The organism is Hafnia alvei (assembly GCF_964063325.1).
Taxonomy (GTDB): Bacteria; Pseudomonadota; Gammaproteobacteria; order Enterobacterales; family Enterobacteriaceae; genus Hafnia; species Hafnia alvei_B.
The window spans coordinates 324,061-349,232 of record NZ_OZ061315.1 but is presented as its reverse complement, the minus strand read 5'-3'; the positions used below and the strand labels follow the sequence as shown (position 1 = coordinate 349,232).

General features: G+C 50.6%; 15 protein-coding genes and 1 riboswitch. Of the genes, 4 read left to right on the top strand and 11 right to left on the bottom strand.

Features of this window, described 5'->3' with window-relative positions; all coding sequences use genetic code 11:
• Positions 1–102 precede the first annotated feature (102 nt).
• Complete coding sequence (gene pgi, locus AB3Y96_RS01585) at positions 103–1,752, bottom strand: glucose-6-phosphate isomerase (RefSeq protein WP_367298336.1); 1,650 nt, start codon at positions 1,750–1,752, stop codon at positions 103–105.
• Between the two features lie 333 nt (positions 1,753–2,085).
• Here pgi and AB3Y96_RS01580 point away from each other — a divergent pair, with 333 nt between their 5' ends.
• Positions 2,086–3,888 (top strand): cation:proton antiporter, encoded by a 1,803-nt coding sequence (locus AB3Y96_RS01580; protein WP_367298335.1) that lies wholly within the window; start codon positions 2,086–2,088, stop codon positions 3,886–3,888.
• Positions 3,889–4,103: 215 nt separating this feature from the next.
• A riboswitch (Lysine riboswitch) is annotated at positions 4,104–4,302 on the top strand.
• Between the two features lie 117 nt (positions 4,303–4,419).
• A complete protein-coding gene (gene lysC / locus AB3Y96_RS01575) occupies positions 4,420–5,769 on the top strand; it encodes a lysine-sensitive aspartokinase 3 (RefSeq protein ID WP_367298334.1) in 1,350 nt (449 codons plus the stop codon).
• A gap of 514 nt (positions 5,770–6,283) precedes the next feature.
• On the opposite strand, the gene metH is transcribed toward lysC, so the two are convergent.
• On the bottom strand, positions 6,284–9,967 hold the full coding sequence (metH, locus tag AB3Y96_RS01570; RefSeq protein WP_072307066.1) for a methionine synthase: 3,684 nt from the start codon (positions 9,965–9,967) through the stop codon (positions 6,284–6,286).
• Positions 9,968–10,270: 303 nt separating this feature from the next.
• Between metH and iclR the strand changes: the two genes are divergently transcribed.
• Positions 10,271–11,110: a glyoxylate bypass operon transcriptional repressor IclR gene (gene iclR / locus AB3Y96_RS01565; protein ID WP_072307065.1), complete on the top strand. Its 840-nt coding sequence runs from the start codon at positions 10,271–10,273 to the stop codon at positions 11,108–11,110.
• Between the two features lie 37 nt (positions 11,111–11,147).
• Here the strand turns inward: iclR and ynfE are convergent, their stop codons facing one another.
• The 9 genes from ynfE to nudF all read right to left on the bottom strand — a co-directional run bounded on the left by ynfE (position 11,148) and on the right by nudF (position 23,413).
• Positions 11,148–13,589 carry a selenate/tellurate reductase subunit YnfE gene (gene ynfE / locus AB3Y96_RS01560; protein ID WP_367298333.1) on the bottom strand — a complete coding sequence of 814 codons (2,442 nt, stop codon included), beginning with the start codon at positions 13,587–13,589 and terminating at the stop codon, positions 11,148–11,150.
• A 174-nt stretch (positions 13,590–13,763) separates the two neighbouring features.
• A complete protein-coding gene (gene ftsP, locus AB3Y96_RS01555; RefSeq protein ID WP_130984039.1) occupies positions 13,764–15,182 on the bottom strand; it encodes a cell division protein FtsP in 1,419 nt (472 codons plus the stop codon).
• Positions 15,183–15,310: 128 nt separating this feature from the next.
• A complete protein-coding gene (locus AB3Y96_RS01550; RefSeq protein ID WP_046457543.1) occupies positions 15,311–16,057 on the bottom strand; it encodes a 1-acylglycerol-3-phosphate O-acyltransferase in 747 nt (248 codons plus the stop codon).
• A gap of 208 nt (positions 16,058–16,265) precedes the next feature.
• Complete coding sequence (gene parC, locus AB3Y96_RS01545) at positions 16,266–18,545, bottom strand: DNA topoisomerase IV subunit A (protein WP_072307062.1); 2,280 nt, start codon at positions 18,543–18,545, stop codon at positions 16,266–16,268.
• A gap of 324 nt (positions 18,546–18,869) precedes the next feature.
• Complete coding sequence (gene parE, locus AB3Y96_RS01540; protein WP_040044745.1) at positions 18,870–20,765, bottom strand: DNA topoisomerase IV subunit B; 1,896 nt, start codon at positions 20,763–20,765, stop codon at positions 18,870–18,872.
• A gap of 88 nt (positions 20,766–20,853) precedes the next feature.
• Entirely contained in the window at positions 20,854–21,435 is a 582-nt protein-coding gene (gene yqiA / locus AB3Y96_RS01535; RefSeq protein WP_040044744.1) for an esterase YqiA, read from the bottom strand.
• 2 nt (positions 21,436–21,437) lie between these two features.
• Positions 21,438–22,265, bottom strand: a complete 828-nt coding sequence (gene cpdA / locus AB3Y96_RS01530; RefSeq protein WP_072307061.1) for a 3',5'-cyclic-AMP phosphodiesterase — start codon at positions 22,263–22,265, stop codon at positions 21,438–21,440.
• Between the two features lie 88 nt (positions 22,266–22,353).
• On the bottom strand, positions 22,354–22,779 hold the full coding sequence (locus tag AB3Y96_RS01525; protein ID WP_072307060.1) for a DUF1249 family protein: 426 nt from the start codon (positions 22,777–22,779) through the stop codon (positions 22,354–22,356).
• Between the two features lies 1 nt (position 22,780).
• On the bottom strand, positions 22,781–23,413 hold the full coding sequence (nudF, locus tag AB3Y96_RS01520) for an ADP-ribose diphosphatase (RefSeq protein ID WP_367298332.1): 633 nt from the start codon (positions 23,411–23,413) through the stop codon (positions 22,781–22,783).
• A 218-nt stretch (positions 23,414–23,631) separates the two neighbouring features.
• Here nudF and tolC point away from each other — a divergent pair, with 218 nt between their 5' ends.
• Positions 23,632–25,128 carry an outer membrane channel protein TolC gene (gene tolC, locus AB3Y96_RS01515; protein ID WP_072307058.1) on the top strand — a complete coding sequence of 499 codons (1,497 nt, stop codon included), beginning with the start codon at positions 23,632–23,634 and terminating at the stop codon, positions 25,126–25,128.
• Positions 25,129–25,172: the final 44 nt, after the last annotated feature.

Genomic DNA, 25,172 nt, shown 5'->3' with positions numbered 1-25,172 from the left:
GGACCATTTTCGTGGCGCCACGAAAATGGTCTTGTTCAACCAACAAAAACGCCACCCTCTCGGATGGCGTTTTTTATGTATTAATTTAAAGGGTTAGCTAAATTATGCACGCCAGTTTTTAAAACGATTAATCAACGCATTAGTTGAACTATCGTGACTGTTTACCTCTTCGCTACCGCTCAACTCAGGCAGGATACGGTTCGCTAGTTGTTTACCCAGCTCCACGCCCCATTGGTCAAAGGTGAAGATATTCAGAATTGCACCCTGAGTGAAGATTTTGTGTTCGTACAAGGCGATTAACAAGCCCAAGCTATATGGCGTGATTTCACGCAGCAGAATGGAGTTCGTTGGGCGGTTACCTTCAAACACTTTGAACGGTACGATGTGCGCCACTTCTGCCGCAGTTTTACCGGCTTTCGCAAACTCTTCTTCCACTTCTTCACGTGACTTACCGAAGGCAAGCGCTTCAGTTTGAGCAAAGAAATTAGACAGCAGTTTGCTGTGATGATCGCCTAACGCATTGTGGCTAATCGCAGGAGCGATAAAGTCACAAGGAACCAGTTTAGTTCCTTGATGAATTAACTGATAGAACGCATGCTGGCCGTTCGTACCCGGCTCGCCCCAAATGATTGGGCCCGTCTGGTAAGAAACAGGATTGCCGTTACGATCCACGTATTTGCCGTTAGACTCCATATTTCCTTGCTGGAAATAGGCTGGGAAACGGTGCATATATTGGTCATATGGCAGAATCGCTTCGGTTTCTGCACCGAAGAAATTGTTATACCAGATGCCAATGAGTGCGAGCTGTACTGGCAGATTTTGCTCAATTGGCGTATTGGCAAAATGTTGGTCCATCGCATGAGCGCCGCTCAGCAACTGTTCAAAATTATCGAAACCAATGCTCAACGCAATAGACAGGCCGATAGCAGACCACAGCGAGTAACGACCGCCGACCCAGTCCCAGAACTCAAACATATTGGCAGTATCAATGCCAAACTCACCAACCGCTTTACCATTGGTAGAAAGCGCGGCAAAGTGCTTCGCAACGTGGGCTTCATTACCAGCTGATTTCAGGAACCAATCACGCGCGCTGTGGGCGTTAGTCATGGTTTCTTGTGTGGTGAAGGTTTTAGAAGCAACGAGGAAAAGCGTAGTTTCTGGGTTTAAGGTTTTCAACGCTTCGGCTATATGAGTACCATCGACGTTAGAAACAAAATGCATGCTCAAGTGATTTTTGTATGGTTTCAGCGCTTCGGTCACCATGTATGGGCCTAAGTCTGAACCACCGATACCAATGTTCACCACGTCAGTAATGGTTTTACCGGTATAGCCTTTCCACTCGCCGCCGATAACGCGTTCGCAGAACTGTTTCATCTTAGCCAGCACCGCATTCACTTCAGGCATCACATCTTTGCCATCCACGATAATTGGAGTGTTGCTGCGGTTACGCAAAGCAATATGCAGAACAGCACGGTCTTCGGTACGGTTAATCTTTTCGCCAGCAAACATGGAGGCAATTGCCCCCTGCAAATCCGTTTCTTTGGCTAATGCCTGCAGCTTTTCGAGGGTCTCTGTGGTGATGCGGTTTTTAGAGAAATCGACCAGCATCTGGTCATCAAAGGTAGCAGAGAACTTAGAGAAGCGGTCGGCATCTTGAGCGAACAGATCGCGCATCTGCACAGATTTCATTTGCTCGAAATGCTGCTGCAGCGCATGCCAGGCAGCGGTTTGACTAGGATTGATATTTTTCATAGCGACGCCTTTATGCTTGAGAATAAAAGAAAGTTTGTTCTTCAGACATGTGTTCTTCTGAACATCGAGGCCAGCAAGTGACCAAACTCGGCGGTTCCACGAAAACTGGAATGACGACGAGCGGGTACTGAGCCATCTTTTCCCAACGATTTACCAAATTGTATCCTTTTCCCCCCGGGTTGCGATCACTTTTGTTGCGATAGTTGAAAACTGTTAACCCCTTTTGCCACCTGATACTGACTCCTTTCAGCCAAACAGCTGCGCTCCGCCATATTGTTGCTAAACTGTCATGATAACCAACTGTTTTTGTTAACCGTTTCTAAGGTTTATATTATGGAACTATCAACCCCCTTAATGCTGGTGATTATCGGCATTAGCTCACTCGTGGCCCAGTGGTTAGCCTGGAGGTTACGAATTCCTGCGATTTTACCCTTGCTTATCATGGGCATCACGCTTGGCCCCCTCTCACATGTAGTTAACCCTGACGCCCTCTTTGGCGAGCTGCTTTTTCCACTCGTCTCTCTCTCGGTCGCCATTATTTTATTTGAAGGTTCGCTGACTCTACGCTTTGAGGAGATTCGCGGATTGGGCGGCGTTGTTCGCAATTTGGTCAGCATCGGAATGCTCGTAACCTTCGCCATCATTTCCGTTTCATGTTGGTGGCTGCTCGGTTTTTCTGCTGAGCTCTCTGCGCTAGTGGGGGCGGTGACGGTTGTGACAGGCCCGACCGTCATTGCGCCGCTAATGCGCGTGGTTCGCCCCAAAGCAAGTATAAACCGCGTACTGAGGTGGGAAGGGATTGTCATTGATCCTGTCGGTGCGATTTTCACCGTACTGGTATTTGAGTTTATCGTTCTGCGCCAAAACTCCGAGGCATGGACCCACCTGTTTGTCACCTTTGGCAAAACCGTGGTACTTGGCCTGCTGATTGGCGCCCTATTTGGCTATGTGCTCGGCGTGGCGTTGCGCAAGGTGTGGATCCCGCGCTATCTGCAAAATTTAGCGGTATTGGCGGTTATGCTCAGCGCTTTTGGGTTCTCGAACGCGGTCGCAGAAGAGTCCGGCTTATTGGCTGTTACCGTCATGGGTATTTGGCTTGCCAACATGCGCGACGTTGATATCAGCGACATTCTGGCGTTTAAAGAAGAGCTTTCGGCCATTTTGATTTCAGCACTGTTTATCATTTTGGCGGCGCGACTGGATGTCGATGCGCTTTGGAATATGGGCTGGCCGCTGGTCATCGTGTTGCTGATTGTGCAGTTTATTGCTCGCCCGCTGTGTATAGCCGTGTCAACTGCGGGTTCATCGTTGAAGTGGCGGGAAAAAGCGCTGCTGTCTTGGATTGCTCCACGCGGAATTGTCGCCGCCGCCGTTAGCTCTCTGTTCGCGCTAACGCTACAACGAATGAATTATCCTGAAGCAGATAAACTCGTCACGGTGGTTTTTGCGGTCATTATTGGCACGGTAGTTTTGCAAAGCTTAACCAGCTCACGTCTGGCGCGCTGGTTAGGCGTGCAACAACAAAAACCTCGAGGCGTACTGATTATCGGGGCCAACAGCGTTGCGCGCGCGGTCGCGCAGGCGTTGATTAAGCTGAAAATTCCCGTGATGGTGACAGACAGCAGTTGGGAATATTATCGTCAGGCCCGCATGGATGGTATCCCCGCCTATTACGGCCACGCTTACTCTGAACACGCAGAAAACTACCTCGACCTCAGCGATACGGCTCAGGTACTTGCCCTATCACCAAACCGGCATCAAAACGCGCTCGCGGTTTATCACTTCGGGCATATTTTTGGTGAGCGCAAAGTGTTTTCCATTCGTTCCAGCGCACAGCTCAAAGGCCGCAGCAACGGTGAAAGCAGCCGTTTCCGTCGTCATGAGATTTTGTTTAATCGCGAAGCGACCTATTCACGTTTGAGTACCTTGCTAAGCAAAGGCGCAGTGATCAAGGCGACCAAACTTAATGAAAACTTTGGCTGGGTGGAATATCTGGAAAAACATCAGGGAGTGATCCCCTTGTTCGCTCAAAAAGAAAATGGCGCCTTACAGCCGGTAAATGAAAATAGCGTTCCGGCGATGCCATGTACGCTAGTTGCATTAGTTCAGGACGATTCGGTCAGCATGTCAAACTAACATTTTATTAGCATGGCTTATCAGCTTACCGGTAGGCCATGCGCACAGCTAATAACAGAGTCATTCGCTATTAAATTATATTATTCAAGAAGATATAACTTAACATTCGCCGTTGTAACTTATTCCCGTTCAAATTGAAAATCGCTCATGTTAATGACATTGACATAACTTCAATAAGTCGCTATTTCTAAAAACCTACTTGTACATCACGTGTACAAGCCAGAAGAGGCGCGTTGCTCAGGTAGCGTATCAGAGGAGCCGGTTTCCATTGACGATACGCGAGGGGGTGTGACGCCGAGGCGCAGCAGCCCACCGGAGAAACTGCTACGTCGGCTACAAGGGCTGAATCCCTTGGGCTGTCACCTCGATTCTCTGTATTCCGGGGGATCGGCAAGGTGAGGCGCTTCTGGGTGTATCGTAGCTTTAATCCCTACGTCTGCTCCCGTATACCGCTCTCTCCTTGTGCCAAGGTAATGGAATTTCTAGCCCGATTAAGTGAATTAACGCGGGCTTCCCTGACACGAGGCTTACATGAATAATACCATCGTCGCAAAATTTGGCGGCACCAGCGTGGCTAACGCTGACGCGATGCAAAACAGTGCCAATATTGTTCTTTCTAATTCGAATGTGCGCGTGGTGGTGTTATCTGCCTCTGCGGGCGTCACCAATTTACTGGTAGAACTGGCTGACGGCTGCGATCAGGAGAAGCGTCATGGCGTCATCGACGAAATTCGCCGCATTCAGTACAACATCCTCGATACGTTGCATCAGCCAAACGTGCTGCGCGATGAGATTGACCGCATGCTAGAGAATATCACCATGCTGTCAGAAGCCGCTGCGCTGGCCACCTCGCCAGCCTTGACCGACGAATTAGTTAGTCATGGTGAACTCATGTCCACCCTGCTGTTCGTCGAGCTGCTTCGCCAACGTGATGTAAACGCCGAATGGTTCGACGTGCGAAAAATCATGCGTACAAACGATCGTTTTGGCCGCGCAGAACCAGACACCCACGCGCTGTACGAATTAGCACAACAGCAGTTGGTGCCACGCATACGGGAAGCGATCGTCATTACCCAAGGTTTCATTGGTAGCGAAGCCAAAGGCCGCACCACTACGCTTGGCCGCGGTGGCAGTGACTATACCGCAGCGCTGCTTGGTGAAGCGCTGAATGCCGCACGCGTTGATATCTGGACGGATGTTCCCGGCATCTACACTACCGATCCACGCATCGTGCCCGCCGCTCGCCGTATCAGCGAAATCGGTTTTTCTGAAGCTGCTGAGATGGCAACTTTCGGCGCGAAGGTTTTACATCCAGCAACCTTATTGCCCGCAGTACGTAGCGATATCCCGGTGTTCGTCGGCTCCAGTAAAGATCCTGCCGCTGGCGGAACATTAGTGTGCAATAAAACAGAACAGCCACCGCTGTTCCGCGCCCTTGCATTGCGCCGCAAACAAACATTGATGACGTTGCACAGCCTAAACATGCTCCACGCCCGAGGTTTCTTGGCTGAAGTGTTCGGCATTCTGGCACGTCACAATATTTCCGTGGATTTAATCACTACATCTGAAGTCAGCATCGCCCTAACGCTGGATACCACCGGTTCTTGCACCAGCGGAGCAAGCTTATTAACCACATCACTGTTAACCGAGCTGTCTTCTCTATGCCGCGTAGAAGTGGAAGAGAATCTGGCGCTGGTGGCATTGATTGGTAACAAACTCTCCTCAGCCTGCGGCGTTGGCAAAGAGGTGTTTGGTGTCATGGAGCCGTTCAATATTCGCATGATTTGCTACGGTGCTAGCAGCCATAACCTTTGCTTCCTCGTTCCCGGTGAAAATGCCGAGCATGTCGTGCGCGCACTCCACAGCAACCTTTTCGAGTAGAGGCTAAAAGCTGAGTTTATGTCGAAACGGTGTAAGGTTTCGACCGCCTGTCAGTAACGGTTTCACATGAAACTGATCGCGTAGGCGTCCGATAAGGGTATGCCTGAGCGCATACCCTTAACCCGCGCTCTTTTTTACAGAGTCGCTTGGCCGACCGGTCTCGGAGCACACATCCCTGTGTGCCCTCAACCTACCGCCATCATCCTTGATGGCGGTTCTATCATGCATTTCACGCACTGAAAATCTAAGGCCAAAGCCTTACCAACTGTTTTAAGTTCAAGTTTTGGAAGAAAGAGCCACGCCAACACGATGTTGGCGTGGAGTTTGGGGCGGCCATGAATGGCCGATACCAAACCGGAGCGGAGATGGCATCTTGGACAAAAGCGCGAGAGTCGAGAGGTTGCGCGCTAGCAACCTTTCGTCGGGAGCCTTAGGCAAAAGTCACATGCAAACTCGGGGTATATGGGCTACCGAAACCACCCCAGAGTCTCACAAAAGCGAAGATGCCTCGCTATTAATCCGCATCATACCCAAGATTAGGCGCCAGCCATCGTTCAACCTCGCTAACCGGCATTCCCTTACGTTGAGCATAGTCTTCAACCTGATCGCGTTGGATCTGTGCAACGGCAAAATATTTGCTCTCTGGATGACTAAAATACCAGCCAGAAACCGATGCCCCCGGCCACATCGCATAGGACTCAGTTAGCTTCATGCCAACGCTATTCTCTGCATCGAGTAGCGTCCAGATCGCCGCTTTTTCAGTATGTTCAGGGCAGGCAGGATAACCAGGCGCAGGGCGGATCCCTTGATAATTTTCACGGATCAACTCTTCGTTACTGAGATTTTCATTAGCAGCATAGCCCCAATGCACCTTACGCACTTTTTCATGCAGATATTCAGCAAAAGCCTCCGCCAAACGATCCGAAAGTGCTTTCACCATGATTTTGTTGTAATCATCGTGCTGCGCTTCATACGCATCGGCTAACGTATCTTCTTCGAGCCCACCGGTTACCGCGAACGCCCCGATGTAATCTGCTTTGCCGCTAGATTTAGGCGCCACGAAGTCAGCCAAACAATAGTTGGCGAAATCCGTTTTTTCCGTTTGCTGACGCAGATGATGCCCCGTAACCAACAGCTCGTTGCGGAACTCATTGCTATAGATTTCAACATCATCACCCACGCGATTAGCCGGGAATAGGCCATAAACCCCACGCGGATTCAGCTTACCGCTGCGAGCCAAATCATCGAGCATGGCATTAGCATCGGCAAATACACGTTTGGCTTCTTCACCCACCACCTCATCTTCCAAGATGCGCGGGTATTTTCCTGCCAGCGACCACGTCATAAAGAACGGCGTCCAATCAATATAATTGCGCAGCACATCAATGCTGGCCGTCACCTGATGTACACCCAAACGATGTGGAACAGGCGGCGTATAATCGGCCCAGTCCAGTGACATCGCGTTCTCGCGCGCGGCTTCCAGCGTCACCGGAGGCGTGCGCGGTTTCTTGCGTGCATGCTGAATACGCACGGTTTCATACTCTTTACGGGTTCGAGCAATAAAATCAGGCTTTTGCGTTGGCGATAGCAGCGCCGCAACTACGCCAACGGTACGTGACGCGTTCGAAACATAGGTCGTTGGGCCACTATAGTTCTGCTCTATTTTGACCGCCGTATGCGCCTTCGATGTGGTTGCACCGCCAATCAGCAACGGCAGATCGAAACCTTGGCGCTCCATCTCTTTGGCTACGTACACCATTTCATCCAGCGAAGGGGTAATAAGACCAGATAGCCCGATGATATCAACGTTTTGCTCACGAGCCGTTTTTAGAATTTTATCGCAAGGTACCATCACGCCAAGATCGATAATCTCGTAGTTGTTACACTGCAAAACGACGCCAACGATATTCTTACCAATGTCATGCACGTCGCCTTTGACGGTCGCCAACAGCACTTTTCCGGCCGATGTGCCTTTCTCTTTGCTCGCTTCAATGAACGGTTCGAGATAGGCCACGGCCTGCTTCATGACGCGGGCGGATTTAACCACCTGCGGCAAGAACATTTTTCCGTCACCAAACAGATCGCCGACCACATTCATCCCGTCCATCAGCGGACCTTCAATCACCTGAATGGGACGGTCGGCCTCAAGACGAGCTTCTTCGGTATCCAATTCAATAAATTCGGTAATACCTTTAACCAGAGAATATTCCAAACGCTTTTTCACTGGCCAGCCGCGCCATTCGGCCTGCGGTTTGGTGCTATCGTCGTCGCTTTTGCTACCACGATATTTTTCAGCCAGATCCAGCAAACGCTCAGTGCCATCTTCACGGCGGTTTAGGATCACATCTTCAACCGCATCGCGCAGATCCGCTGGAAGATCGTCGTAGATCGCCAACTGCCCAGCATTCACGATCCCCATGTCCATGCCGTTGCGGATCGCGTAATACAAGAACACGGCGTGAATTGCCTCACGAACCGGATCGTTACCACGGAAAGAGAATGAAACGTTGGAGACACCGCCAGAAATCAGCGCGTGCGGCAGTTCCGCTTTGATATCTGCGCAGGCTTCGATAAAGTCCACGGCATAGTTGTTGTGCTCTTCAATCCCGGTAGCAACCGCGAAAATATTGGGGTCAAAAATAATATCTTCTGGCGGGAAACCGACGGTTTCGGTCAGCAATTTATAAGCACGGCGGCAAATTTCAATCTTACGCTCGCGCGTATCCGCCTGTCCGACTTCATCAAACGCCATTACCACCATCGCCGCGCCGTAGCGGCGAACTTTGCGGGCATGTTCGATAAATTTTTCCTCGCCCTCTTTCATTGAGATCGAGTTAACAATGCCTTTGCCCTGAATGCATTTAAGACCTTTCTCGATCACCTCCCATTTAGAGGAATCGATCATAATCGGCACACGAGCAATATCTGGTTCACCGGCGATCAGGCTAAGGAAACGCACCATTGCCGCTTCTGCATCGAGCATCCCTTCATCCATATTGATGTCGATGATCTGTGCGCCGCTTTCAACCTGCTGTAGCGCAACTTCCAGCGCCTCAGCGTATTTATCTTCTTTAATCAGTCTCTTAAATTTTGCCGATCCGGTAACGTTAGTACGCTCACCCACGTTAACAAACAGCGTATTGGCATCAATGGTCAGCGGTTCTAACCCAGCTAAACGGCAGGCAACCGGAATATCGGGCAACACGCGTGGTTTTACGCCTTCGACGGCCTGACTGATCGCCGCAATGTGCGCCGGTGTGGTACCACAGCAACCACCGACAATGTTTAAGAATCCGGCCTGCGCCCATTCTGAAATGTGCTCAGCCATCTCTTGCGGGCCAAGATCGTATTCACCAAAGGCGTTAGGCAAACCCGCATTTGGATGCGCGGTAACGTAACATTCTGCGATACGCGAAAGCTCGGCCACATATTGGCGAAGCTCATCTGGACCTAAAGCGCAGTTGAGGCCGAAAGTCAGCGGTTTAACGTGGCGCAACGAGTTATAAAACGCTTCGGTAGTTTGACCTGACAGAGTACGCCCTGAAGCATCGGTAATGGTGCCGGAGATCATCACCGGCAGCGCGATCCCCATGGCCTCAAACTCGGTTTCCACCGCATAGATCGCGGCTTTCGCATTCAGCGTATCAAAGATGGTTTCGATCATGATCAGATCGACTCCGCCTTCCACCAACGCATGTGTTGATTCACGATAGGCTTCAACTAACTGATCAAACGAAATATTACGAAATGCGGGATCGTTAACATCAGGAGAAATGGAGGCGGTGCGGTTGGTCGGGCCAAGTACTCCAGCAACATAGCGCGGCTTGTCTGGTGTACGTGCGGTCCACTCATCGGCACATGCCCGCGCCAGACGCGCAGCTTCATAGTTTATTTCCGCCGACAGGGATTCCATGTGGTAATCCGCCATCGCAATGCGCGTGGAGTTGAAAGTGTTGGTTTCCAAAATATCAGCGCCAGCTTCGAGATACTCATAGTGTATCGCGCTGATAATGTCCGGCTGAGTGAGAACCAATAGGTCGTTATTGCCTTTTAGGTCACTTTGCCAATCGGCAAAGCGTTCGCCCCGGAAATCCTCTTCGGTTAACCGATAGCCCTGAATCATGGTTCCCATACCGCCATCCAGTACCAAAATCCTTTGGGAAAGCTGATGACGTAATCTTTCAACGATTGTGCTCACTGTTGCTCCTAGTCTTTCATTTACCCTGATATCACCTGTCTTTTCGTGCAGGTTTTTTATTCAAAAAAGTGACGTTTCCTCATCCTAACATAGGTTTCAGTTCTGTTGGCGGAGGCGATCTTGAGACTTTTTCAGGTGACTTTTGCGTGCGGCCTCTGACTTTGAACACGTCGGAGCAGTTAAAAACCACGATCGCATCCATAATGTCGAAAACGAAAATAGATTCCATTTTTATAACATTTTTTTAATACGAATTTGTTCAATAAAAATAATTATTTATGACTGTCTCAGGAGAGCACTCAAATGGCGACTACCGTGCCCTTAAAACGTGGCAAGAAACCACGTACCGCAACGCCAGCCACCACTCCCGCAGCCACCGGACAGGTTCAATCCTTACAGCGTGGATTGAGATTGTTGGAATTAATTGCCGAAGCACACGGCAGCGTGGCGCTCACCGATTTAGCCCAACAGGCAGGTTTGCCCAACTCAACGACACACCGCCTTTTGAGCACCATGCAGCAACAGGGATTCGTCCAGCAAGTCGGCGATCTTGGCCTGTGGACCATTGCCTCACACGCTTTCTTCGTAGGAAGTAGTTTTTTGCAGAGCCGCAATTTACTGGCCATTGTCCATCCGATTCTGCGCCGCTTAATGGAAGATTCAGGTGAAACCGTGAATCTGGCCGTGCTCGACGTGAGCGATTTTCAGGCGGTGATTATCGATCAGGTACAGTGCACGCAGCTGATGCGTATGTCTGCGCCGATTGGCGGCAAGCTGCCAATGCATGCTTCTGGTGCAGGGAAGGCGTTTTTGTCGACGGTCAGTGATACCCATCTGGTTGAGTTGCTGCATAAAAAGGGTTTGCACAGCTATACCCCGCACACCCGCAGCAATCCCAATAGCTTGAAGGAAGAGCTGGCGCATATTCGTAAGCAGGGGTTTTCTTTTGACGATGAAGAACATGCTCTCGGCCTGCGCTGTATTGCAGCCTGCATCTATGATGAACATCAGGAAGCCTTTGCTGCCATTTCTATTTCTGGCCCCGTTTCTCGTATCACCGACGACCGCGTGATCGAAATCGGTGCCTTAGTGATTAAAGCAGCAAAAGAAGTCACGCTAGCTTACGGCGGCAGGCATTCGTAATGCCTATGGGCTCCCCAATGGGAGCCCAATTAACCGATTATATCTTTTCAATTTCCACTAAATTGGTGTGCTGAGGGTTCCCTTTCGCCAACGGCGACGGGCGCATCGTCGTGAGGGTATTGATACAGCCGCCGTGATCGACTTTATCCCCCGTCATATCCGCCTGATGCCAAGCCCCCTGTCCCATGGCGCTAACGCCCGGCATAATTCGCGGCGTCACTTTCGCGTTAATCACCACCGTGCCACGCTTGTTGAACACGCGAACTTTATCGCCGTTTTGAATACCTCGTTTCTGGGCATCAATCGGGTTCATCCACACTTCTTGTCTACATGCAGCCTGCAACACATCAATGTTGCCGTAAGTTGAGTGAGTACGTGCCTTGTAATGGAAACCAAACATTTGCAGCGGATAGGTTTGCCGCAAAGCATCGTCCCAACCTTCAAACGTTGAGGCATAAACGGGTAAGGCGCTGATGGTTTCGTCTTTGTCCAAATGCCATGTGGCAGCGATCTCAGCTAATCGTTCAGAATAGATTTCAATTTTTCCCGACGGCGTTTTTAGCGGGTTGGCATCGGGATCTTCACGGAATTTTTTATACGCAACGAAGTGTCCATTTGGATCTTTTCGTTTATAAATCCCCTGCTGGCGCAGAGTTTCATATTCAGGTAATAACGGATCGCGTGCCTGCATTTTGGCATACAGATAGTGCAACCAATCTGACTGAGTACGCCCTTCGGTAAACGCCTGCTCAACGTCTGGCCCAAGCCGTTTGGCAATCTCAGACATCATTTCATAAATGCCTTTGCGCTCAAATTTGGCGCGGGTTGCCGGCTGGCTAAAAATCAGATAGCCCATGTTGCCCGCATAATCGTTTGGTACGATATCTTCTTGCTCGGTGGTCATGAGGTCAGGCAGTAAAATATCGGCATACTTAGCCGATGACGTCATGAAGTTTTCAATCACCACAATTTTTTCGCACAGCGAATCGTCCTGCAAGATCTCATGGGTTTGGTTGATGTCAGAATGCTGATTAACTAGCGTATTACCGGCATAGTTCCAGATGAACTTGATCGGAACATCCAGCTTATCTTTGCCCCGCACGCCGTCGCGCAGCGCCGTCATCTCAGGCCCACGGCGAATCGCATCAGTCCACGTAAATACGGAGATCGAGGTTTTTACCGGATTTGTTAGCACCGGCATCAGCTCAATGGTGATGAGATAGGTCGACTCACGCGCCCCGCTGTTACCACCGTTAATTCCTACGTTACCGGTTAAGATCGGCAGCATCGCAATGGCACGCGCGGTTTCTTCGCCGTTGGCCTGACGCTGAGGCCCCCATCCCTGACAGATATAAGCAGGCTTAGCGGTACCAATCTCCCGCGCCAGTTTGATGATACGATCGGCTGGGATACCGGTAATACGCGATGCCCATTCCGGCGTTTTCTCAACACCATCAGGCCCTTGGCCAAGAATATAGGCTTTGTAGTGTCCGTTTCTCGGAGCGCTCGCGGGCAAAGTATTCTCGTCATAGCCGACGCAGTAGCGATCTAAAAAGGGCTGATCGACCAAGTTTTCACTGATCAAGACATGCGCAATGCCACCCACCAACGCGGCGTCAGTGCCCGGACGGATCGGGATCCACTGATCTTCGCGCCCCGCGGCGGTATCGGTATAGCGCGGATCGATGACGATCATTTTGGCATTGGATATTTCTCGCGCCTGTTCGAGATGATAGGTGATCCCACCTCCGCTCATCCGCGTCTCTGCCGGATTATTGCCAAACATCACCACCAGCTTGGAGTTCACGATATCCGAGGTGCTGTTGCCGTCGTTGCTACCGTAGGTATATGGCATTGCCGCTGAAATTTGTGCGGTGCTGTAGCTGCCATAGTGGCTGAGATATCCACCATAGCAGTTCATCAAACGCCCGATAATCGAGGCATAGGGCGACGAGCGCGTCACATTACCGCCGATAACGCCGGTGGCGTAATTCTGATAAACCGCCTCATTACCATATTTTTCAACGGTGTATTTCAAACTTTGGGCAATTTCATCATAGGCCTCATCCCAAGTGATACGCTTGAATTTACCTTCTCCGCGTTTTCCAACGCGTTTCATTGGATATTTCAAACGCTCAGGATGATTCATCCGACGACGGATAGAACGCCCACGCAAACAAGCTCGGACCTGATGATCGCCATATTCATCTAAGCCGGTATTATCTGTTTCGACCCAATAGACTTCATCGTCACGCGTATGTAGGCGAAGCGCGCAGCGGCTACCGCAGTTTACCGAGCACATTCCCCACGTCACTTTATCAGCGGTCGTGCTCTGTGCTTCTTGGGCATAAACCGCTCGGCTAAAGGGCAGATTTAATGCCCCCGTTGCCAGTGCAAATCCACCTAAGGCACTCCCTTTAACCAAGGCTCGGCGCGTAATTGATATCCCTTCGAGATGGGTTTTTTCTTTATTATTCATTTTGATAATCCTTGTCCGTTCGATTGCTCAATCGGTTATAGCTATCAAATAAAATGCACGGGCAGCTTGGGATTTATCAAAGAGTGGATGTTTTTTGCAGCGAGAAAAGCAGAAGTGTGAGGCAAGATTGATTTGCAGAAATTTGCCCCTCCCTCGCAAGAGAGAGGCATTGCATTACTGAGCGGCGTTAACCACCAGTTGTCCAACGCTGCCGCGGGTTGCAAGCTCTAGCGTTTGGCTGTAGTAGATGAACGGGAAATGCTCCGATGAAGCCTGAGGGAAATAGACCATCAGAGAGACTTCGCCATCAACCCAAACGGTATCTTTCCAACCGCGATCTTCGACCATCGGCGGCGCATTATTGACGCTTTTCACCAAGAATTTGGCACCTTGAATATAGAAGGCCTGCGGCGTATCGGCGCGAACCGTCCAGCGTTCCCAGGTTCCCTGCTGCGCCTGAATATCGGTGCGATGCAGATCCCACGTTGCGCCGTTGATGCCCGGCTGCGAGGCGCTGCCTAAGCTAATGCTGCGCGTATTAACGACGCTGCCTTCCATCATGTCATCAGCCAACAAGCGCGTTGGTAAATTGTCAGTAACCAGCGGCAACAGCCCCGTAGGACGCAGCGTCAATACCGTGGTCGAGACGAGGATAGACGAAGGTTCGAACAAACCGCGCAGGCGGTCCATTATCCCTGCGGCAACGCCTGCGGTGATAGAGACTTCTTCGCCTTTCGACATGTCTACCAGCACTTCTCGGCGTTCACCCGGAGCAAGCGTCAGGCTGCTGGCAACAACCGGCGCAGGCATATAGCCCTGATCGCTGGCAATCACGCTGAACGGGCGGTTATCGCTCATCGTTAACGTATAACGACGAGCATTAGAGGCGTTCAGCAAGCGCAGACGAACCCAACCACGAGAAACTTCAACAAACGGCTCTTGCACACCGTTAACCAACAGCGTGTCGCCATAGAAACCACCCGATGAAGGCGCCTCATACTCTGGCGTACCAAAATTATCTAAGCGTTTATCTTGGATAATGACGGGGAAATCATCGACGCCATAATGATTCGGCAACGGAAGATTTTTGCTGTTTTCATCTTCAACCAGCCACATCCCAGCTAAGCCGTTATAGACATGCTCAGCCATGTGCTCTGGCGTATTGGCGTGATACCACAGAGTAGCGGCAGACTGGCGAATAGGTAGCACCGGCGACCAATCGACGTTAGGCGACATTAAACGCGCCGCGCCACCGCTTAACGCACCAGGAACCTGTAATCCACTGATTTCCATCGAAACAGGATCGGGCAGGCGGTTGCTGTAGATCAGCTTGACGTCATCACCGCTATAAACACGCACGGTTGGACCAAGATAGAGTCCATTAATACCCCATGCGCTAGCCTTACGGCCGCTCATGAAGGCCCAATGTGAGCGCTGTAGCGTTAGGAAGAGCGGCTGACCGCGTTTGGATTCCAGTAGAGGAGGAATGGGCAGCGAAACTTGCGATCCACTCGCATGCGCCCTCAGAGGCAATGCACCTGCACACAGTGCCAGACCCGAAGTCTGAATAAACCGACGTCGACTGAGTGACATAACTTCTCCATGAATTTGCTATGCAAACTGAAATTCCAAAGGGGGAATTCAGCATCAACGATTGAATTCAATCGTTTAAATAAGAAACCTGCCAAACGCTGGCAGGCCAAAATTATCGTATTTTAGGATCAGGACTTCGCTTCACGCATTTGGGCTTCACGCGCAGCAACTTCTGCGTTTAGCTCGTTAATTTTAGCTTCCATCAATGCGTGGCAGTGGGCCGAAAGTTCACGTACCTGATCTTTGCCGTACTGAGTCACATCGATTGGCGGCAACATTTCAACAATCACCAAACCGTTATTCCAACGATTAAGTTTAACTTTATCGTGGGTATTCGACGCACACACCGGAATAATCGGCACCCCAGCGGCAATAGCGGCATGGAAGGCACCGGTTTTGAACGGCATCAAACCACGACCACGGCTACGAGTACCTTCTGGGAACATCCAGAAAGAGATGGTTTTAGTGCGGAACTGATTTACCACCTGTGCAATCGTATTATGCGCTTTGGCGCGGTTCGCACGGTCAATCAGCAAATTGCCCGTCAACCAATAGAGTAGTCCAAAGAACGGAACCCAAATCAGGCTTTTCTTGCCAACGGTAACCGTATTGGTCTGCACGGCATTCGATATGGTGACCATATCGTAGTTGTTTTGATGGTTAGCAATATAAATGGAGTTGCCGTAGTTCTTTGCTTCTGCAGGAATACGCGTTTCCACTTTCAAACCAAACAGCGGTGACAAACGGCCAAACATGTGGCCAAACGTCGCCACGTGGCGTGGATTTCGTGGGCTAAATAAGCAATAAATACAACCAAAGATGCAGGCCAAAATACAGTACAGCGTGACCAGCACAATGCGAATGATGGATAACATAACAACCTCGTAAACATTTAGCCGGGGTTAGTATACCGACTTAGCTGCAAAACACACCGGAGATTACTGGGCGGCAGCATCAAAACCATTATTTTCAATGATAATTTTCCCCCATTAGCGCCCTCTTGTTAATGAGGAAATAAAACATTACGCGCCCGTTTTATCCTCCCCCTGCGAAGGGGGAGGCTGGAGGGGGTCTTACAACCCTTTACTCTTCGCTATCGCCCGGCCCCACTTTGAGCTGCTCTGGCATTTCCACATCAACGCGTTCGATACGTTGCAGGCCACGCGGTAACAGCGTGCCTTTACGTCCACGTTCAGCGCGGAATTTCTGCAATTCCTGTGGTTTCATTACCAGTTTACGCTTGCCAACATGCACCGTGATTGACGTTTGTGGTGGCAGTACAAACAGCCACGCCAGTTTATCTTCACCCGATGCGGCCTGCGCGGAAGGAATGGACACAATCTTATTGCCCTTGCCTTTCGATAGCTGCGGCAGATCGTTGACAGGGAACATCAACATACGGCCAGCCTGAGTGATCGCCAGCAGCATGTCGTCTGGTCCGTTAATTTCCAACGGTGGCAGCGCTTTGGCATTTTCAGGCAACGTAATCATAGCCTTACCCGCACGATTACGCGCAATCAAATCATTGAAGGTACATACGAAGCCATAGCCGGCATCCGACGCCATCAACAGTTTTTGGTCATCAGCGGCCATCAGCACTTGCTCAATGGTTGCGCCCGGCGGTGGTGTTAATTTACCGGTTAACGGTTCACCCTGCCCTCGAGCAGATGGCAACGTGGTTGGATCAAGCGCATAGCTGCGCCCCGTAGAGTCGATAAACACCACCGGCTGATTGCTCTTGCCACGCGCGGCGGCGCGGAAGCTATCACCGGCTTTGTAACTTAATCCCGTAGGATCGATATCATGGCCTTTCGCACTACGCACCCAACCGCCTTCCGATAGCACAATCGTCACCGGCTCAGATGGAATAAAGTCGTGCTCGCTCATAGCTTTCGCTTCTTCACGCTCCTGCAGCGGAGAACGGCGATCGTCGCCATACGCCTGTGCATCAGCCTGAATTTCTTTCTTAATCAGCGTATTCAGCTTACGTTCAGAAGCCAGCAATGCCTGCAGATGATCGCGCTCTTTGGCTAATTCGTCCTGCTCACCGCGAATTTTCACCTCTTCCAATTTGGCAAGGTGACGCAGTTTTAATTCCAGAATCGCTTCGGCCTGCGTTTCTGAAATCGCAAAGCGTTCAATCAGTTTCGGCTTGGGTTCATCCTCAGTACGAATGATGTGGATCACTTCATCAATATTGAGGAACGCCACCAGCAAACCTTCCAGAATGTGCAGGCGCTTCAACACTTTTTCCAAGCGATAGTTCAAGCGACGGCGTACGGTATCACGGCGATACGCTAACCATTCGGTCAGAATTTCAAGCAGGTTTTTGACCGCTGGACGATTGTCCAAGCCGATCATGTTCATGTTGATACGGTAGCTTTTTTCCAGATCGGTGGTAGCGAACAGATGCGTCATCACCTGATCCATATCCACGCGGTTAGAACGCGGCACAATCACCAAACGAGTTGGGTTTTCGTGATCGGATTCGTCACGTAAGTCCTCAACCATCGGCAATTTCTTCGCTCGCATTTGGCTGGCGATTTGCTCCAACACCTTAGCGCCTGAAGTCTGGTGCGGCAGCGCACTGATCACCACTTCGCCGTCTTCTTTTTTCCAGATCGCACGCATGCGTACTGAACCACGGCCGGTGCGATAGATCTTACGGATCTCCTCGCGCGGCGTGATGATTTCAGCTTCCGTTGGATAGTCAGGACCTTGAACATGTTCAAGGATATCGTCCAACGTCAGATTTGGTTTTTCGATCAAATCAACCAGCGCAGCGGCCAGCTCACGCACGTTGTGCGGAGGGATATCCGTTGCCATACCCACGGCAATACCCGTGGTGCCATTCAGCAAAATGTTTGGCAAACGCGCAGGCAGCGTTTTAGGCTCCTGCAGCGTGCCGTCAAAGTTTGGCGTGTAATCAACCGTTCCCTGACCCAGCTCGCCCAGCAGCACTTCGGCGTATTTAGACAGGCGAGATTCGGTGTAACGCATGGCGGCAAACGACTTCGGATCGTCCGGTGCCCCCCAGTTTCCCTGACCATCGACCAACGGATAACGATAGGAGAACGGCTGAGCCATCAAAACCATGGCTTCATAACAGGCGCTATCGCCATGCGGATGGTATTTACCCAGCACGTCACCGACGGTACGCGCTGATTTTTTAAATTTGGCGCTGTTGCTTAAGCCCAGCTCTGACATCGCATACACGATACGACGCTGTACCGGTTTTAATCCATCACCGATAAAAGGTAACGCCCTGTCCATGATGACGTACATGGAGTAGTTGAGATAGGCGTTCTCTGTAAATGTGTGCAGCGCTTGGCGCTCGCTGCCGTCATGGATCAGATCGCTCATTAATAATCCTCTGGCCGCCGCCCTAACTGAATATATAAAACAGTCCGCAGCGGGACTTCACGACTGTCTTGGTCTGTACATACTCTAAAGAATTCACGTAGCCAACGCACATGCAACTCGAAGTATGACGGGCATAATTGCCCGCGATAGTAACTCATCTTTTATAGGACTGTCACAGGGATATAGGATCGCCCTCTATCCATCATGCAATGCGATACCTCACAAAACCGATCTTCATCACAGATAGCAGCGTTTTAAAGTATCGCAAAGCATAAAAAAACGGGCCGCCAAGGCGACCCGTTATCAGGATGATAGGCGTACGGACTAAACGTCCAGATCGGCCATATCACCTTTTTCCTGCAACCAGTTACGACGATCTTCGGAACGTTTTTTCGCCAGCAACATATCCATCACCGCCATGGTCTGCGCGATGTCAGTGTCATCGATGGTGAGCTGTACCAATCGGCGCGTATTCGGATCGAGCGTAGTCTCACGCAGTTGGAGCGGGTTCATTTCACCCAGTCCTTTGAATCGCTGTACGTTCGGCTTACCTTTCTTGCGCTTGAGCTGTTCCAGCACGCCCGCTTTCTCTTCTTCATCCAGCGCGTAGTAAACTTCTTTGCCCAGATCGATACGGAACAACGGCGGCATCGCAACATACACATGCCCGCCGCGCACCAAGGCTTGGAAGTGGCGTACAAACAGCGCACACAGCAACGTGGCGATATGTAAACCGTCGGAGTCAGCATCCGCCAAGATACAGACTTTACCGTAGCGCAGCTGGCTGAGATCTTCACTATCAGGATCGATACCAATGGCAACGGAAATATCGTGCACTTCCTGAGAGGCCAGCACTTCGTCGGAAGAGACTTCCCACGTATTCAGAATTTTACCTTTCAGCGGCATGATCGCCTGATATTCACGGTCACGCGCCTGCTTGGCAGAGCCACCCGCGGAATCCCCTTCCACCAAGAAGAGCTCGGTGCGGGAAAGATCCTGCGCGGTACAGTCAGCTAATTTACCCGGCAGCGCTGGTCCACTGGTCAGCTTCTTACGGACAACCTTTTTCGCAGCACGCATACGGCGTTGAGCGCTAGAGATTGCCAGCTCTGCCAGTTGTTCCGCCACCTGTACGTTTTGGTTAAGCCAAACGCTGAAAGCATCCTTAACAATGGCAGAAACAAAAGCCGCGCACTGACGCGAAGACAGGCGTTCTTTGGTTTGTCCTGCAAACTGCGGATCCTGCATTTTCACCGAGAGCACATAAGCACAGCGCTCCCAGATGTCATCGGCTGATAGCTTCACGCCACGCGGCAACAGATTGCGGAATTCGCAGAATTCACGCATCGCGTCCAGCAACCCCTGACGCAGACCATTAACGTGCGTACCGCCTTGCATGGTTGGGATCAGGTTAACGTAGCTTTCGGTTAACAGCTCACCGCCTTCAGGCAGCCATAACAGCGCCCAGTCAACGGCTTCGGTATCACCTGAGAATGAACCGGTGAACGCCTGTTCTGGCAACGTAATCAAACCGTTAACGGCTTCCATCAGGTAGTCAGTCAGACCGTCCTGATAGCACCAACGCTGTTCGGTGTTATTCAGTTTGTCTTTAAAGACAATTTCAACGCCTGGGCACAATACTGCTTTAGCCTTCAGCAGATGGTTGAGGCGAGAAACTGAGAATCTTGGGCTATCGAAGAACTTTTCATCAGGCCAGAAATGCACGCTGGTGCCCGTATTACGTTTACCGCAGGTGCCGGTAACGTGCAGGTCTTCAACTTTGTCGCCGTTCTCGAACGCCATTTGGTACACCTGTCCGTCGCGGCGCACGGTGACCTCAACACGCTTAGAAAGGGCGTTAACTACCGAGATACCTACGCCGTGCAGACCGCCGGAGAACTGATAGTTTTTATTCGAGAATTTACCGCCTGCATGCAAACGACACAGGATCAGTTCAATAGCGGGGACACCCTCTTCAGGGTGAATATCCACTGGCATACCACGCCCGTCGTCAATCACTTCAAGTGATTGATCGGGATATAAAATGACCTCAACGCGAGATGCGTGGCCAGCCAGCGCCTCATCGACACTGTTATCTATGACTTCCTGACCCAAATGGTTTGGGCGCGTGGTATCGGTGTACATACCCGGACGACGGCGCACGGGTTCTAGGCCGCTGAGAACTTCAATAGAGTCAGCGTTATAGCTGGATTGAGTCATGGTATGAATCGTATAAGTCGTTAGTTAGCGTCGACCAAACGGCACACGCTGGTGTGTCGTTCAGTGGTGATAGACGTACCACGCAGAGTTACTCGGTGGTAAGCCCTAAAAAATCGACGATCTGTGGGAAGAATCGCTCGAAACCAACGAAGCTGTGTGAACCCTCAGGCTCAATGGTCTGACGGCATAACGCGTAGTAAGCCACAGCTTGTCGATAGTCCAGAACTTCATCACCGGTTTGCTGTAATAACCAGAGGAGATCTGGCGATTCCAATGGGTCAACCTGCATGACTTTCAGATCGTAAACGTGGCGAGACTCTAACACATATTGCTGGCCGGTGTAGGGATTCTCGTTTTGCCCTAAAAAGTCGATGAGCAGTTCATACGGCTTCACCGCAGGGTTCACAACAACCGCAGGCAAGGTAAAGCATTGTGAAAGCCACGTCGCGTAATAACCCCCTAAAGAAGAGCCCACCACGCCCAGCGGACGCCCCGCACGCGACATCACAATCTCCTCCAACATTTCAGCCGCATCGGAAGGATAAGGAGGAAGTTGAGGGATCAACATGGTGATTTCAGGATGGTGAACAGCAAGCCACTGCTTAAATGCGGTGGCCTTGGCGGAGCGAGGTGAACTGTTAAAACCGTGGAGATATAAAAGCGTGGGCATCATTAATAGCCGTCAGAGTCGAGATCCGGTCTGAATTCTGTACCTTCTAAGCGGTGCAGTTCAGTCGTGAGCGTCCCATCTGGATGTAGATCCAGATAACGCCAGCCGGGCGATAGAGTATCAATTGTGAAGTTAGTGCATAAAGGTTTGAACTGAATACAGGTCGACGGCGTAGCTAACAAACGACGCCCCTGCCATTCTAGATCCAAATCCTGATGAATATGTCCGCACAGCAACGTTTTCGCCAGAGGGTGATGTTGCAGAACCTCCCCTAGCATATGCGCATTGCGTAAACTGTGCTGATCGAGCCATGTGCAGCCAGAAGGCAGCGGATGGTGGTGGAGTAAAATCAACGAATGACGCGCTGGATACAGCGACAGAGTACGATCCAACCATTCGAGTTGATACTCGCTAAGTTCACCGTGGGGAACACCAAAAACTTGGCTATCAAGCAGGATAATCTGCCAATGATCGCCCAGCAGCATATGCTTAGCTGGATCCACGCCAGCATCAGCTAACGTATCGACCATCGCGGGTTGGAAATCATGATTGCCCGGCAGCCACAGACAGGTTTTATTCAGCGTTGCGATACCTTTTGCGAAATGCTGGTATGCCGCCACAGAGTGATCCTGCGCCAAATCTCCCGTTGCGACAACGATGTCATAAGGGCGGGATTGGGCATGGATCGCCTCTAGCACTGCGTGGTAGCTGCGGTAAGTATTAACGCCCAATAACGTCTCATGCTCACCCGCAAACAAATGCGTGTCTGTGATTTGTAAAATCCTAACCGGAGCCCCACGTGCTACGGTTAGTTGAAACAGGCTTTCCAAATGGTGTCCTTTGTGACTTTAGTCTGCCAAAAATCTGTAAAAATAATCATTGCGCTGGTTGTTAGGGCTCAGTGCAGTAAAACAGGCTCTAATATACGGGAATTGCCATAACACCGTGCGTTAGGCAATGGTGCAACCAATCCGCAAGAAACTGGTTAATTTGATGCTTTTCGTCGCGCTGATGCAACTTTTTATTCGGATAATCATAGCGTGCTTTGAACCGAGAGATCTGTTGGCTTGCACACACTTCCGCAACCATAGCGTCATGATACAGACGCACACTCATCGAAGGTAAGCCCCAAGGGCCCGGTGCTGGCTCCGTCTGGGTAATTTCAGCCATTGATGTATAGCGCGTCGATTCGATAATTTTTATCTGATAACTCGCACCGTTGACCCGATATCCCTGCGATTCACCCACTTCATCCTTGCGCGGCAGTAAACGGCGCAATTGCGCATAATTAGTCTCGCACAGTCTCATCATTAGAGGAAAGTCTGGGGAATAACGCTTTATCATATTAAGAATTCCACTCGCGGCGAAGCGACTCATGGTGCAACGCCAGCCACTGTAATGCAATAACCGATGCGGCATTGTCTATCACGCCCTCTTCTACCCAGCAATACGCTTGCTCACGGCTGACCACATGCACGCGAATATCCTCGTGCTCTTCAGGAAGCCCGTGAATACCCGATGCTTTTGCTGCGTCAATCTCACCGACCATAATCGACAAGCGCTCGCTGGTGCCGCCAGGACTCGCCAAATAGCTCAGCACAGGCTTACAACGTTGGACGTGGATCCCCGCTTCCTCCAGTGCCTCACGGCGCGCAACATCTTCCACTGACTCGCCGGGTTCAATCATTCCCGCCACCATTTCGAGCAGCCACGGCGTTTCGCTTGAGTCGTATGCCGGAATACGGATTTGCTCCACCAGCACCACTTCATCGCGTTTTGGATCGTAAGGAAGCAGCACCGCCGCATGGCCGCGTTCAAAAACTTCACGCACAACCTCACCGCTCATGCTGCCATCAAATAGACGATGCCGAAAACGATAGCGTTCTAGCGAAAAAAAGCCGCGGTAGAGTGATTCCCGTGCAATAATTTCAACATCATTTTGACCAAATGTGACGGGTGATGATTTATTTTCGCTCATACGGCTAAATTCCTAAATGTAGTGTGATTATTAGCATGGATATTATTGATTTAAGGTCAAAGTGAAAATACTCAATCACTTTACCCTTTATTTAGGTAAATTAAGGGGGATGGCACGTAAAGCCACGCTCCTTAAGATACGGTCTCTGTTAGAATCGGCGGCTATATGACTTTAGTCAGCGTTACAATAGCAACTTTGCTGCACAACAAGGAATGCAAATGAAGAAACTGCTCCCCCTTCTTATTGGCCTGAGCCTTGGTGGCTTTACCACGTTAAGCCATGCAGAAAACCTGCTGCAGGTATATCAGCAAGCCAAGGAAAGCAACCCAGATCTGCGTAAAGCTGCGGCAGATCGTGATGTGGCTTTTGAGAAGATTAATGAATCCCGCAGCCCGCTGTTACCTCAGCTCGGCTTGGGCGCAGACTATACCTATACCAATGGGATGCGTGATAACGACGGCTTGAACTCGAATAATTACGGCGCGTCGCTACAACTGACCCAAACTATTTTTGACATGTCTAAATGGCGTCAGCTGTCTTTGACTGAAAAACAGGCGGGTATCCAAGACGTCTCTTATCAGTCTTCAGAACAGACTTTGATGCTGAACTCTGCGACTGCTTACTTCAACGTACTGCGCGCGATTGACGCGTTGTCTTATATTGAAGCAAACAAAGAAGCGATTTATCGTCAGTTAGACCAAACCACCCAGCGTTTTAACGTAGGTCTGGTTGCTATCACCGACGTGCAGAACGCCCGCGCTCAATACGATCTCGTTTTAGCTAACGAAGTCACCGCGCGCAACGATCTGGATAACTCTCTGGAAGCACTGCGTCAGATTACCGGTCAGTACTACGGTCAGTTGGACTCTCTGAACGTTGATCGCTTCACCACCAGCAAGCCAGATAACGTTAACAGCCTGCTACAAGAAGCTGAAAAACGTAACCTGTCATTATTGAGTGCTCGCTTGAGCCAAGACTTGGCGCGTGAACAGATTAAATACGCACAGACAGGTTATATGCCAACGCTGGATCTGACCGCATCTTCTGGCGTGAGCAACACAGATTACAACAGCTTGTCCAATAGCCAAAAAGCCCAGAACTCAAACGGCGCTAGCAGCTATCAGGGCCAGAACACCATTGGTTTGCAGTTTAATCTGCCGTTGTACTCTGGCGGAGCGACTAACTCTCAGGTTCAACAAGCGCAATACAACTTTGTTGGCGCCAGTGAATCTCTGGAAAGCGCACACCGCAGCGTAATTCAAAACGTTCGTTCTTCCTTTAACAACATCTCCGCCTCTATCAGCGGCGTTGAAGCTTATCGTCAGGCTGTGATTTCGGCGCAAAGCTCTTTGGAAGCAACCGAAGCAGGTTATCAGGTGGGGACTCGTACCATCGTTGACGTGCTAAACGCGACGACTACGTTGTACAGCGCAAAAGAAAGCCTGTCTAACGCACGTTATGATTATCTGATCAGCCAGCTCAATATTAAATATGCCTTGGGTACGCTGAACCAGAACGATCTGATGGCCTTAAACGGCGGTCTAACCAAGCCTGTTTCTACCACGCCGGACACCATTGCTCCGCAGGGTAAAGATCAAGCGGCACAGGTTAACAGCGATTACAACACAGCCGCTTCAGCCCCTGTGGCTCAACCGGCTTCAGCATCAACCACAACATCTAGCAGCAGCAAAGGTAAAAACCCTTTCCGCAACTAATGTTAGACGTTTGATGTCGTTAATCAGAAGGGCGGATTTCCGCC